Origin of the sequence: Alcanivorax sp. NBRC 101098 (assembly GCF_001010505.1) — a bacterium.
GTDB lineage: Bacteria > Pseudomonadota > Gammaproteobacteria > Pseudomonadales > Alcanivoracaceae > Alcanivorax > Alcanivorax borkumensis.
Genome location: NZ_AP014613.1, coordinates 114031 through 127295 on the forward strand (window position 1 = coordinate 114031; position 13265 = coordinate 127295).

Annotated in this window: 14 protein-coding genes; 6 read left to right on the plus strand and 8 right to left on the minus strand. The window is 55.2% G+C overall.

Annotated features, from left to right (window positions below; genetic code table 11):
• Positions 1-120: 120 nt before the first annotated feature.
• The 5 genes from AS19_RS00525 to pilG are packed head-to-tail and all read right to left on the minus strand — an operon-like array spanning position 121 to position 4461.
• Positions 121-999, minus strand: a complete 879-nt coding sequence (locus AS19_RS00525; protein ID WP_011587403.1) for a protein-glutamate O-methyltransferase CheR — start codon at positions 997-999, stop codon at positions 121-123.
• Between the two features lie 31 nt (positions 1000-1030).
• Complete coding sequence (locus AS19_RS00530; protein WP_011587404.1) at positions 1031-3058, minus strand: methyl-accepting chemotaxis protein; 2028 nt, start codon at positions 3056-3058, stop codon at positions 1031-1033.
• A gap of 58 nt (positions 3059-3116) precedes the next feature.
• Positions 3117-3665, minus strand: coding sequence for a chemotaxis protein CheW (locus AS19_RS00535; RefSeq protein ID WP_011587405.1), 549 nt, complete (start codon positions 3663-3665; stop codon positions 3117-3119).
• Positions 3666-3676: 11 nt separating this feature from the next.
• Positions 3677-4045, minus strand: a complete 369-nt coding sequence (gene pilH / locus AS19_RS00540) for a twitching motility response regulator PilH (RefSeq protein WP_011587406.1) — start codon at positions 4043-4045, stop codon at positions 3677-3679.
• Positions 4046-4077: 32 nt separating this feature from the next.
• Positions 4078-4461 (minus strand): twitching motility response regulator PilG, encoded by a 384-nt coding sequence (pilG, locus tag AS19_RS00545; RefSeq protein ID WP_011587407.1) that lies wholly within the window; start codon positions 4459-4461, stop codon positions 4078-4080.
• A gap of 312 nt (positions 4462-4773) precedes the next feature.
• On the opposite strand from pilG, the gene gshB reads away from it, so the two are divergent.
• The 4 genes from gshB (at position 4774) to ruvX (ending at position 7939) form a co-directional block, all read left to right on the plus strand.
• A complete protein-coding gene (gene gshB, locus AS19_RS00550) occupies positions 4774-5727 on the plus strand; it encodes a glutathione synthase (RefSeq protein WP_011587408.1) in 954 nt (317 codons plus the stop codon).
• A 118-nt stretch (positions 5728-5845) separates the two neighbouring features.
• Positions 5846-6724, plus strand: a complete 879-nt coding sequence (locus AS19_RS00555) for a TonB family protein (protein ID WP_011587409.1) — start codon at positions 5846-5848, stop codon at positions 6722-6724.
• A 173-nt stretch (positions 6725-6897) separates the two neighbouring features.
• Positions 6898-7458 (plus strand): YqgE/AlgH family protein, encoded by a 561-nt coding sequence (locus AS19_RS00560; protein ID WP_035461621.1) that lies wholly within the window; start codon positions 6898-6900, stop codon positions 7456-7458.
• Between the two features lie 79 nt (positions 7459-7537).
• Complete coding sequence (gene ruvX / locus AS19_RS00565) at positions 7538-7939, plus strand: Holliday junction resolvase RuvX (RefSeq protein ID WP_011587411.1); 402 nt, start codon at positions 7538-7540, stop codon at positions 7937-7939.
• Positions 7940-7941: 2 nt separating this feature from the next.
• Here ruvX and AS19_RS00570 read toward each other — a convergent pair whose 3' ends face one another.
• Positions 7942-8868, minus strand: coding sequence for a sterol desaturase family protein (locus AS19_RS00570; RefSeq protein WP_046961605.1), 927 nt, complete (start codon positions 8866-8868; stop codon positions 7942-7944).
• Positions 8869-9001: 133 nt separating this feature from the next.
• On the opposite strand from AS19_RS00570, the gene AS19_RS00575 reads away from it, so the two are divergent.
• Positions 9002-10012: an AraC family transcriptional regulator gene (locus AS19_RS00575; protein WP_046961606.1), complete on the plus strand. Its 1011-nt coding sequence runs from the start codon at positions 9002-9004 to the stop codon at positions 10010-10012.
• A gap of 31 nt (positions 10013-10043) precedes the next feature.
• Here the strand turns inward: AS19_RS00575 and fghA are convergent, their stop codons facing one another.
• Positions 10044-10889: an S-formylglutathione hydrolase gene (gene fghA, locus AS19_RS00580; RefSeq protein WP_046961607.1), complete on the minus strand. Its 846-nt coding sequence runs from the start codon at positions 10887-10889 to the stop codon at positions 10044-10046.
• A 78-nt stretch (positions 10890-10967) separates the two neighbouring features.
• Positions 10968-12077, minus strand: a complete 1110-nt coding sequence (locus AS19_RS00585) for an S-(hydroxymethyl)glutathione dehydrogenase/class III alcohol dehydrogenase (RefSeq protein WP_035461558.1) — start codon at positions 12075-12077, stop codon at positions 10968-10970.
• Between the two features lie 101 nt (positions 12078-12178).
• On the opposite strand from AS19_RS00585, the gene AS19_RS00590 reads away from it, so the two are divergent.
• Entirely contained in the window at positions 12179-13051 is an 873-nt protein-coding gene (locus AS19_RS00590) for a LysR family transcriptional regulator (RefSeq protein WP_011587416.1), read from the plus strand.
• Positions 13052-13265: the final 214 nt, after the last annotated feature.

Here is a 13265-nt window from a genome sequence, read left to right on the forward strand (position 1 = left end):
GGGACGGCTTTTTTAATGCGCAACATGCAGCATCCTCGTGTTGATGATTGCTGCTTAGTGCTACCCCAAGTTTTTTTCTTTTATGCGTGCCGCGTGTTGTTTTATTTCTTTCTGTGTTTGTTATTTACAGCGCCGAAATGCCAGTGTATCGGCAAAATGGACCCGCTCCAGGTCCGGGTGTTGCCAGTCGGTAACTTCACCGGGGCCAAGTATCAGAATGCCTCCCAGTGCGAGCCGTTCTGCCAGTCGGTTCAGGATCTGGCGCTTACGCCAACGGCGAAAATAAATCAGCATGTTCTGACAAAAAATTAGGTCCATGTTGTTTATTGGCGCAGTGCTAAGATCCAGCACGTTCAGTCGAGCAAAACAAATGCGTTCGCGCAGGTCGCGGGTGATTTCTACTGTTTGCCCGTTGTTGCTAGGCGTGAAATATTTCTGCCGTATCAACGGGTCAACCTGCAGCACTCGGCGCGCTGCATATTCGCCTTTGCGGGCTTTTGCTAAGGTGGGCAGGCTGATATCCGTGGCGGTGATACCGTAAAACAGTTTTTGTTCGCTAGTGGAAAATTGTTCGTTAATTATAATGGCGAGGGAGTAAGCCTCCTCGCCGGTGGAGCAGCCCACGCTCCACACGTCTAGGCTGGCCCCACCCGGTTGCTCGGCCATGAAGCGTTGGCTAAATTCTTCCACCAGTGCGTAAGAGCCTGGATGCCGAAAGAAGCTGGTTTCCTGGACGGTTAAGCGGTCCACCAGTACCGACCACTCCATGACCCGTGACTGGGTCGAGCCCATAACTAAGTGTTCGTAATAAGTCTCGTAGTCTTCAATGCCCAGCTCGCGCATGCGCATGTTTAAGCTGGTTTCGAGGAAGGTCTTGCGCTCGTTAGACAGCGTCATGCCGGTGCGGTCTTCCAGCAGCGTTTGCCACAGCTGGAATTGCTCCGCATTCATAGTGGGCATGCGTTTGATCGACCAGCGATCTGTCATTGCAGCACCCATGGCATTGCTCCTGAGCCCGGCTTAAGCCGGATCAGGAGTGCTCCGGTAGGCGGAAGCCGGCAACGGAATTACGCATGTCTTGGGCCATTTCAGCCAAGTTACCAATGGAACGAGCCGTGGCAGTAGTACCGGCAGAGGTCTGTGAGGTGATTTCCTGAATCACGTTCATGGTGTTGGAGATATGTCCCGCAGAGGCCGCTTGCTGACGCGCCGCGTTGGAAATGTTCTGGATCAGGTCTGCCAAGGTTTTGGATACGCTTTCAATTTCTTCCAGTGCCACGCCCGCATCCTGTGCCAAGCGCGCGCCTTTTACGACCTCGGCAGTGGTAGCTTCCATGGAAATAACGGCTTCGTTGGTATCGGTCTGAATAGTTTTTACCAAGGTTTCAATTTGTTTGGTGGCGGCGGCGGAGCGTTCTGCGAGGCGCTGTACCTCATCCGCAACGACTGCAAAGCCTCGGCCGGCTTCGCCGGCCATGGATGCCTGAATGGCGGCGTTCAAGGCGAGAATGTTGGTCTGGTCGGCAATGTCGTTAATCAGGGATACGATGTCACCAATTTCCTGGGAGGACTCACCCAAACGCTTGATCCGTTTGGAGGTTTCCTGGATCTGTTCGCGAATGGTGTCCATGCCGTGGATGGTGGCCTGTACGACTTCGGCGCCCTTGTTGGCGATGGCTACTGCCCGCTCTGCTACCGCGGCTGATTCGGCGGCGTTGGCGGATACCTGGTCAATGGACACTGCCATTTCGTTCACCGCAGCGGAGGCGCCGGCAATTTCCTGGGCTTGGTGCTCGGAGGCTTCGGCCAGGTGCATCGCCGTGGACTGAGTTTCTTGGGCTGCGGAAGCGACCTGTACCGCCGAGTTGTTGATCGTTTGTACCAGATTACGCAGTTGGTCAATGGAATAGTTGATGGAGTCAGCAATGGCACCGGTAAAATCCTCGGTGACAGTGGCCTGTACGGTTAGGTCACCGTCTGCTAGGTCGCCCAGTTCGTCGAGCAGACGTAGAATTGCCGCTTGGTTACGCTGGTTTTCACTTTCCAGTTCGTCTTTCAGCTTTGCCGCTTGGCGGTTCCGCTGGGCCATGATGATAAAGAAGAACAGCACCGCGAGACCCGCGGACACGCCACCTAGCCATACGGATGGAAACAGCCCGCTAGTGGTGTTTTCAAACTGGTTGTTCAGGTTGGTGGATTCTTCCAACAGGTCCTGAGAACGGCGGAAGATGGTGTCAGCTGCGTTACGTACCTGGAACAACTCGGGGGCCGTTTCTAGAATTTCATCCACGGACTGGTTAACGAATTCATCGAACAAGTCAGCAATTTCAGCCAGATAATCCAGGGCATCGGGGTCGTTTACCTGGTCAATGCCCATGGCCGCGTCACCCTCAATCATGCCGTTCATGATACGACCAAACAGGCTGGCATCACGGCCGAAGGAATCTGCAGCGATTACCGCGCCGTCGCCGCCTTCTAGCACTTTGGCGATGGACCTAACGATGCGTTCAGCCAGCCAGGACTGGCGCTGTGCAAAAGCAATTTGTTCTGGGGCGGCATCGGTGGTCACTAGAATTTCCACCACGCCTTCGTATTCGGCCTGTAGGGAAGGGATGGTCTGGGCCAGCGTATCTGCCACTTCGTGCAGGTCCAGTACTGTGTCCTCCCCTTTCAGAATCACGTCGGCGTTGGCGTTCACTTCATCCCATAGGGTTTGCAGACGGGCCATGGCTTCAGGGTCGCTAACCTGTTCGTCTTTTACGGCGTTCCAGGCTGACTGGAAGCCCTTCTGCGATTTATCCAGCAATTCAAAGGCGTCGGCGTTGCCGGCGGCCGCTTCCAGGGCGTTTTTGGCAATTTGCTGGGAGATCACCCGCATCTCGGAAGCGCGGGTGATGTTTTCCTGGGCCTTGTTTGCCGTAGTGGCGGACAGCAGAAAGTTAGCCAGTGCTAGTACGATAAAGATGGCTAGGCCTACATAAAGGGCAATATTCAGCGTGTTGCCCTCGCCTGCGCCCCCCCGCAGTTTTTCGAACAATGCTCCTGAATTGAACTTCATAATCTGGCTCCTGGCCTAGCGTACACTCTTCTTATGATCCCCGAGTTGCTTTATACGATTAGCCAGTATGGGCTACCTGCATAAAACGTGGATCCTCTGCCAGCCGAGTCAGGCTGAACACGGACCAATACTCCCCTTCCCGCCGGTAGGCCCCGCGCACGAAATTCGTGACGGCGGGATCGCTGACCGGGAGTGATTCCACAAATTCATCAATGGGGAAGTGCTGCATCCCCAATACCTCATCCACGGCCATGCCGGTGTAGAGGTCGTTCTGGTCCAGCACCAGCAAGCGACGGCGCCGTTCTTGAACCGGTGAACTTTTTTCCAGAAAGCCGCAGAGGTCCATCACGGTCATCAGGCGGCCTCGAACGTTAGCGACTCCTTTCATCCAGCTTCGTGCGCCGGGAACCCGGGTGTAAGCTGGCACGGAAAGGATTTCGGAAACCTCATCCAGTGGCGCCACGAATTTCTTGCCATCAAGCACAAAGCCCACACCACTCCAGTAGCTAACCGCGTCCTGCTGCATGGGCAGATCGTTGGCCTGCTCCCGACAGCGCTGGTTGTATTCAGCCAGTTTGATGTATGCGGAGGAGGCATTGTTGCTCATGAGGAGCTCCTTCAGGCGTCGTCCAGCATGCGGTTGACCGTTTGTAGGAGCACGTCTTCGTCCACCGGCTTGGTCAGGTAATCCCGAGCGCCTTGGCGTTTCCCCCAGACACGGTCCGTTTCCTGATCTTTGGTGGTGACGATAACAATGGGGATATGGGCAGTATCGGCGCCTTTAGTGAGTTGTCGGGTGGCTTGGAAACCGTTAAGGCCAGGCATTACCACATCCATCAAGACCAGCTCGGGGAGTTCGGAGCGCGCGGTGGCAACGCCATCAGCGCCGTTGGCGGCCTCGATCACCTCGTGGCCATGTCTTTCTAGAATCTCGCGCAACTTGTAAGTTTCAGTGGGCGAGTCATCCACAATCAGAATACGTGCCATCTTTTCCTCTTCAGGTTTAGCGGCTTAACCGCTTAACCATTGATATGCTGACGAATGGCACCCAAAAGCTCGTCTTTGGAAAACGGCTTGGTCAGGTACTCATCGGAACCAACGATGCGTCCCTTGGCCTTGTCAAACAGGCCATCTTTGGACGACAGCATGATCACCGGGGTTGCCTTGAAGGCGCTATTATTTTTGATCAGCGCGCAGGTCTGATAACCATCGAGACGCGGCATCATGATATCGACGAAAATGATATGGGGCTTGCTGTCGGCGATTTTGGCCAAGGCATCGAAGCCATCGGTGGCCGTGATTACTTCACAGCCTGCTTTCTTTAACAAAGTCTCGGCGGTACGACGAATCGTCTTGGAATCGTCGATTACCATTACCTTGAGGTCTTGGAAATTGTCAGTCATGGAAACTGCCTTCAACCGTGGACCGTAATTGGCCGCAACTTATTGTAATTTTTAGCCTTTCTAATGACTCTCTGAGCGGGACTTGTAGCGTCGTTAGCCCATGCGAAGTTTTTAACATAGATTCTATATTCAATCTATAAGGCCTTATGAAACTTGAGAAAATGTCCCGCTAACGGCCTTACTTAATAAGCGTCGGCGCCAATAGCGAACCGCTCTGTGCGCTGCTAACATTGCTTGGTTCATAGCACAGATCGTACCAATTCCCCCGCCGGCAGCGATTGAGTTGCCTGCGCCTTATAGAACGGAGACCCCATGAGCCTGCGTGTTGGTGTGGTGATGGACCCTATCGCCAAAATCAAACCCTGGAAAGATACCACCTTTGCCATGCTGCTGGAGGCACAGCGGCGCGGCTGGTCTCTGCTTTATATGGAGCCGGGGGACCTGTACATACGTGATGGTCGCACCTTTGCCATCACTCGGACACTGTCTGTCACCGACAATAACGACGATTGGTACCGCCTGGCCGATACTGTGAATCACGACCTAGCGGATTTGGATATTATTCTGATGCGTCAGGATCCGCCGTTTAATGCGGAATACATCTATGCGACCTACCTGCTCGAAAAGGCAGAGCAGGAAGGGGTGATGGTGGTGAATCGTCCGGGCAGCGTGCGTGATAGTAATGAAAAACTGTTCGCTACTGATTTCCCGCAGTGTTGTGCGCCGACACTGGTATCGAGTCAGTCCACCCTGCTGCGAGATTTTGTACAGGAGTTTGGTGATACGGTGATGAAGCCGCTGGACGGCATGGGCGGTAGCAATATTTTCCGAGTACGCAAAGATAGCCCGAACATTTCGGTGGTGATCGAGGTACTGACCCAGCACGGTAAGACGCCGATCATGGCGCAACGCTTTGTGCCGGAAATTACTGAAGGGGACAAGCGCATTCTGATGATCAACGGAGAGCCGGTGCCCTATGCGTTGGCGCGGATTCCCAAAGAAGGCGAGTTACGAGGCAATCTGGCGGCGGGGGGGACTGGGCAGGGCCGGGAGTTGAGTGACAGGGATCGCTGGATTTGTGAACAGGTGGGGCCGACGCTGAAGCGCAAAGGACTTTATTTTGTGGGGCTCGACGTAATTGGTGACTACCTCACAGAAATCAATGTGACTAGCCCTACTTGTGTCCGAGAGTTGGATGCGATTTTTGATATCAACATTGCCGGGCAGTTATTTGACGCTCTGCTCGAGTTGCGGTCGACATCATAGATCCGACCGCAGGGGCGGGACACACTGGCTGCTACCCTAGTGTGGCGGGTGTTGCCCGCCATGATTGGAATCCAATGGTTAACTAAAGTCGTCTAAGAGTTGTAGTGAAAACAATAATATGGAATCAAACCCTGCATCTGCTACCGCTTCTGATCGCCTCACCTTCACGGCTTTTCTTGCGTTGGCATTTCATGGCATTTTGATCTTCGGGGTGAGCTTTGCCCCGGAACTGCAGCGTGCGGCTCCCCATACTTTGGAAGTAACCCTAGCTCAACATCATAGCGATAGTGAGCCAGAGGAAGCAGATTTCATTGCACAGAGTAACCAGCACGGTTCCGGGGATCAGGCTGACAAGCGGGAGCTTACCACTACCGAGCAGGCTGATTTTGCTGACAGTCAGCTGGAAAAGGTGCAGCTCAAGGAAAAGACTACCCAGGAACGCAGGGATCGGGTCAGCCAGGAGCTGGTGATTACCACGGCCCAGGACAGTGAAGATAAGGTTAGTGCGGACCAGAAAAAAAAGACTGATCCTAAACCTTTGAAAGTGGCTAAACAGGAAAACCTGCAGGATCTGAGCCAGCAGATTGCCAGCTTGCAGGCACGGCTGGATGAACAGAAACAGGCTTACGCCAAACGTCCCCGGGTACGTCGCCTGACATCAGTTTCTACCAAGGCTCACTTTGAAGCGGTCTATATCGATGGCTTTCGTCGCAAAGTGGAAACGATGGGGACCCGTAACTTTCCTGCCCGGGCACTGAGCAGCAACACATACGGAGCGGCGCGCCTGATGGTGGCGATCCAGAAAGATGGCACCCTAAAAGAAGTGCGACTGCTTAAATCCTCAGGCCATAAATTCCTTGATCAAGCGGCGATTCAGAGCGTGCGATTGGCTGCACCGTTCGATACATTCACGACTGAAATGAGCCGGAAGATGGATGTGCTGGAAATTATCCGTACCTGGAAATTCGATAGTAATCGCAGGGTGTCGTCTAAGTAGTGGCTTCAACACAAAGATAGGGTAGAGCTAGGCATGGGTGCATGTTGTTTCGCTGGCCACTGAAGTAAAATCAACCTAGGGCCGTGGCGCTGCTGGTACGTTTCGGCAATAGCATCGAATTGGCGATAGGCTTGTCGCTTGCAGCCCACTCTTCTGCCCCGGATACTGTGTCCATGGAAAACTCACCTTTGAAATACCAGTTGTTGGTGGCCATGCCACAAATGGCCGATCCGGATTTTGAACATTCCGTTACCTATATCGTTGAACATAGTAGTGAAGGGGCCATGGGGCTGACGCTTAATCGTCCGGTGCAAATCAGCCTGGGCGATATTCTCAGCGACATGGATATCGAGATCGAAGTGCCGCCGTCGGAACGACATCGGGTGGTGGCCGGTGGGCCAGTACAGCAGGAGGCCGGCTTTGTACTGCATAGCGCGGCTACCCGCTGGCACGCCAGCATTCCTCTCAGCGATGGACTGATTCTCACCACTAGCCGCGATATCCTGGAAGCCATCGCTATTGGTGAAGGCCCTGAACAATCGCTCATTTGTCTTGGTTATGCTGGGTGGGATGCCGGTCAGTTGGAACAGGAGCTAGTCGATAATGCCTGGCTCAGCACTCCCGCCAGCCGCGAGTTGGTGCTTGAGACACCTTTTGAACAAACTTGGCACGCTGCCGCTGCCCGCATTGGTGTTGATATGAGCCTGATCGCTACGCAGGCGGGGCATTGTTGACTCACGCTGACATGCCGAAGGCTCCATACAACACCCGGTGCCAGCCTGGGGTGTCTAGCGTGGAGTATGCCGTCTCATTATGATTTTAGCCTTTGATTACGGTACACAAAAAATCGGAGTGGCCAGCGGTAACGAGCTGCTGGGTACCGCCACTCCTCTGAAAGCCTTGCCTTGCAAAAACACCCAGCCCAACTGGGATGACATTGCCGCGCTGCTAAAAGAGTGGGAGCCGGAAGCATTGGTGGTTGGTTTGCCGCTCAATATGGATGGCAGCGACAGTGAATCTACTGTCCGCGCGCGAAAATTTGCCAATCGTTTGCACGGACGCTTCGGCAAAAAAGTGTGGTTGATCGATGAGCGACTGAGCACCCGCGAAGCCCGCGAACGTACCGGTATTAAGAAAGCAGATAGCCGGGTAGATTCTATGGCGGCGGTGATTATTGCTGAAGGTTTCTTTGCGGGTGATGCAAAGGTCTTTTAATTTTAGCGCGACTGCTCCCGTTCCCATTCCGGCGGTTTCCATAGATGTTTCAGGCGCTGCGTTAGCGGGCCTTTCTGGCCCATGGCTCGGAACATGTCCAGGTATTCGTGGCACCAGTTCACCACCAGACTGTTGCTATACACCGGGCGGGTGATGCCGTACTCCACTGGCTGGTCGTTTTTTTCTTCCACGAAGGTGCCGAACAGACGGTCCCAAATAATAAAGACACCGGCATAGTTTTGGTCGATGTATTCCGGGTTGCGGCCATGGTGGACACGGTGGTGGCTGGGGGTATTGAAAATGAATTCGATGGCCGGGTGCAGCTTGCCCACCAGAGTGGTGTGAATAAGGTATTGGTACACCAGCGATAGCGCATAGCACACCCCGATCCACACCGGGTTGAAGCCCAGGAACGCCAGCGGCACGTAGAACAGCCAGCCACCATTAAAAATGTTGGTAGCGTTTTGACGCATGGCGGTGGAGAAGTTCATTCGCTCGGAAGAGTGGTGGGTCACATGGGCGGCCCAGAACCAGCGCACCCGGTGAGAGGTGTGATGGAAGCCGTAGTAACAGAAGTCCACCAGCAACCCCAGGCCAATGGCCGTGAATAGGGTCAACTCCACGTCCAGTAGACGGTGTTGGTAGGCAAAGGCATACACCGGAAAAGCAATCAGCCCGGCGAACAGCAGTTCGGTGGTTTGATAGCCTGCTCCCAACATGAAATTCAGCCACGATTCACGACCATCCACCAACCGATTGTTGTGGCGAATCTTGCGGTACTCCCACAGAAACAGGCCGATAAAGAGTGGCGTTGCCACCACGAAAATCAGTTGCCGTGCATCCAGAGCTAGCCAGTTGGGCGGCGCATTCCAGAGTGGTGCCAGGCCGCTGTTTTGCCAGACATTGTTGAACCAGTCCATTAGTGCCATGGGTGCCTCGAGATTGGTGAGGAGCGTGGTAGAGCTAGCAGTGTGCGACAAGTACGCCTTCCTGTATTGACGATCTGTGCCTTATTTTTGACAATTGGTGCCAATAGGGCAACGTTGTCGATAAGGAGATCCCATGGCCACCGCCATGCGCGTTACTGGTGCTTGGGTGCAACTGCTCACGGACTGGCTTGATCGAGAAAACCTGCCGGCTCCGACATTGCGAGCCGTGCTGGACAGCCGATCCCCTGCGGATTTGGTGCCGCTGCCGTTATGGCGGGATTTATTGCAGCAGGCGGTGGCGTTGCGCCCGGAGCGGCTGGCGCCAGGGCTGGAAATTGGCGCCCTAATTCAGCCCCGTCATGTGGGTATGTTGGGATATCTGATTCTCACCTGCCGGACCTTGGGCGAGGCCATGCTCGCCTACCAGCGCTATGAAACCCTGTTCTATGGCCAGGACATGGTGGAGGTGGTGGGGGAAGGCGATCAGATATTGGTGCGTTGGCCCGGCGAAAATACCACTGGGGAGCTGGCGGATAGCGTCGCCATAGCGGCGTTGATCAGCTTTCTACGCCGGCAAGTGGACGCCCCCCCGGTGCCGGCCCAGGTAGCGTTCGCCTTTGCCGCCCCCGCGGCGCCGGTTCGGGCAGCGTATGAGGCTTTCTTTGGTTGTGAAGTGGTTTTTGAACAGGCACATACTTGCGTGGCCTTTCCTGTGCATTTTCTCGCCATTGCCTTGCCGCACAGCGACCCGAGCATGCGTAGCCTGCTGGACCGGCAAGCCCAGGCCATGCTGTCGGCGTTGCCGGGGTCCGATAGTTTTGATCGGGCACTGCAACACGCCATGGTGAGGTTAATGCCGGAAGCGGCAGTGACCTTGCCGCGGCTGGCCGCTGAGCTGCATATGTCTGTGCGGACGCTGCAGCGGCGCCTTACGCAGAGGCAATTAACCTGGCGAGAGTTGCTGGATCGTACTCGCGAGCAGTTGGCGCGCCATTACCTGGCAGACCGGTCGCTGACCTTGGGGAATATTGCCCTGTTGTTGGGGTTTTCCGAACACAGTGCTTTCAGTCGTGCCTACCGGCGCTGGACGGGTACGACGCCGGCGCGTACCCGCAAGCAGGTGGGGGAGGCATACAAGCCATGAATGTTGTGGTTGCAACACGCCTTGCCGGACTTTACTGGCTCAAGTGATAAAAGTGGTACCTGAGGTGATCATCAATAAAGCTGGCGATAAAGAAATAGGAGTGATCGTAACCGGGCTGCATGCGTAGGGTGATTGGTACGCCAGCTTCTTCGCAGGCGACGCTTAATGCTTCCGGGCGAAGCTGGCCGTCGCGGTAGAAATTATCCGCGTCTCCTTGATCTACCATTAGCGGCAGCGGGCTGCCGCTGCGTTTGAGTAGCTCGCAGCTATCCCACGCTTTCCAGCGTTCCTTGTCTTCACCCAAATAGCCGCCTAGGGCTTTTTCGCCCCATGGGCATTGGCTGGGGTTGCAGATCGGGGCAAAGGCCGACACTGAGGTGTAGCGGCCAGGGTTCTTCAGCGCACAGACCAGGGCGCCGTGGCCGCCCATGGAATGACCACTGATGGCCTGCTTGCCGTTGAGGGGGAAATGTTCCTGAACCAGCGCGGGCAATTCTTCCGTTACATAATCGTACATGCGGTAGTGCTGGCACCAGGGCGACTGGGTGGCATTTACATAGAAGCCGGCACCGGAACCAAAGTCGTAGCTGTCGTGTTCACCGGGTAGGTCTGTGCCCCGCGGGCTGGTATCCGGACAAACAATGGCCAGCCCTAGTTCGGCTGCAGTTCTGTGAGCGCCGGCTTTCTGCATGAAATTTTCATCGGTGCAGGTTAGCCCGGACAGCCACCACAGTAGCGGCACATCATTGCCCTCCGCTGCCGGAGGCAGGTAGAGGGCAAAGATCATTTCGCAGTTGAGTGCCTGGCTGTGATGTTTATAGCGTTTCAACCAGCCACCAAAGGATTTAGTGGCAGAAACCAGTTCGATATCGGACATGAGGCAACCCCTCTAAAACGGTAGTGGAAGCTCGCCTGCAAGCGATTTTCACCAGCAGGCTGGCTGCCACAGTAAAGGCTAGAAAAGAATGACGGACCGAATGCTCTTGCCTTCGTGAAGTAGGTCGAAGGCGGTATTGATGTCTTCCAGGCCCATGGTGTGGGTAACGAATTCATCAATCTTGATTTCGCCTTTCATGTAACGATCCACATAACCGGGCAGCTCTGTGCGGCCTTTAACGCCGCCGAAGGCAGAGCCTTTCCAGACTCGACCGGTTACCAGCTGGAACGGGCGAGTGGAGATTTCTTCACCGGCACCGGCTACGCCAATAATAATGGATTCACCCCACCCTTTGTGGCAGCACTCCAGAGCAGACCGCATCACGTTGACATTGCCGATGCACTCGAAGGAATAGTCCACGCCACCGTCGGTGAGCTCGACAATCACTTCTTGAATAGAGTCGTTGTAATCCTTGGGATTGATGAAGTCGGTGGCGCCAAATTGCCGCGCCAGGGTTTCTTTGCCCGGGTTGGTGTCGATGGCAATAATACGCTCTGCCTTGGCCATCACCGCGCCTTGAATCACCGACAGGCCGATGCCGCCGAGCCCGAATACGGCCACGGTGGAGCCGGCTTCTACCTTGGCGGTATTAAGAACGGCACCAATACCGGTGGTGACCCCGCAGCCGAGCAGGCAGATTTTATCCAGCGGGGCTTCTTTGCTCACCTTGGCTAGGGAAATTTCCGGCACCACGGTGTATTCAGAAAAGGTGCTGGTGCCCATGTAATGGTGCAGCAGTTTGCCGTTCAGGGAGAAGCGGCTGGTGCTATCGGGCATTAGGCCCTTGCCTTGGGTGGCACGCACGGCCTGGCACAGGTTGGTCTTGCCGCTGAGGCAGAATTTACACTTGCGACATTCGGCGGTGTAGAGCGGAATTACATGGTCACCGGGTTTCAGGCTGGTGACGCCTTCGCCCACTTCCTGGACGATGCCGGCGCCTTCATGGCCGAAGATGGAGGGGAATAGACCTTCCGGATCTTTCCCGGACAGGGTGTAGGCATCGGTGTGGCAGACGCCGGTGGCGACGATCTGTACCAGCACTTCGCCGGCCTTGGGGCCGGCCACATCGACTTCTTCGATAACCAAAGGTTTACCTGCTTCCCAGGCCACGGCGGCGCGCGATTTCATACCCTGTCTCCAGATCATAATTAAACGAGCATTGAGTCTACTGGGTATGCAATAGGGAAATAAGGCACAATTCAGCAATAGATTATTGCTCAGGAGCAACAATGCAGCATTGGGACCGGATTGAGGCCTTTGTGGAGGTGGTGCGTGGTGGTTCATTTGCACGGGCCGCCCGGCACTTGGGCGTGTCCAGCTCCCATGTGAGCCGGTTGGTGGCGCGGCTGGAAACCCAGCTGGGGACGCAGCTTTTGTATCGCACCACCCGGCGGTTAACGCTCACGGATGCGGGCACGGTCTATTTCGAGCATTGCTGCCAATTGTTTGATGGGTTTCAGGAGGCGCTGAATGCGATCAGTGATTTCCAGCAACAGCCCACCGGGGTGTTGCGGCTGACCTGCGCCACCACTTTTGGCGAGCGTTTCATCGCGCCGCTGGTGAACGACTTTCTGGCGCGTCACCCGCAATTATCCGTGCAGCTGGATTTCACCAACCGGCGGGTGGACATCGTGGATGAAGGTTTCGATGTAGCCATTCGCACCGGGGCCTTGCCGGATTCCTCCCTGATTGCGCGTAAGCTCTGCCCGCGACGGGAATATGTGGTGGGCTCGCCGGGCTATTTTTCTCGCCATGCTCGCCCACATACGTTGGGGGAGTTAAGCGGCCATAATTGTCTGCAGGGCTCGTCGGAGCAGTGGACCTTTGATGTGGACGGCCAGCATCGCCACAGCAAGGTCCAGGGAAACTGGAAAGGCAATTCTGGGGCCGCCTTGCTGGATGCGGCTCGCAAGGGCATCGGGCTGGCACAATTACCCGATTATTATGTGGGGGAAGACTTGGCGCGTGGTCAGTTGGTGTCGGTGTTAGATCAGTACGCCTGCACGCATACCGCTGTGTGGGTTGTTTACCCTCGCCACCGGCATTTGTCGCCGAAGGTGCGTCAGTGTGTGGATTTTTTGGTTGAGAAGATGGGGCGTTGAAGGAGTGAGGGTCGTACTGATTGTGGCCATTCACCTGATAGAGCCACAACCGTTGCTGGAACTTACCGACGGCAAACTGGCTGTCTTGATTTAAGAGCTATGGAGTTTCAAGGTTTGCATCGTTGTCCATAAGTATGCCCCAGAGCCTTCATGATCAGGTTTGGGTTTGGACTGTTGGGCATAGTCTAATCCACGACTCGTTGTGCGTAGAGAG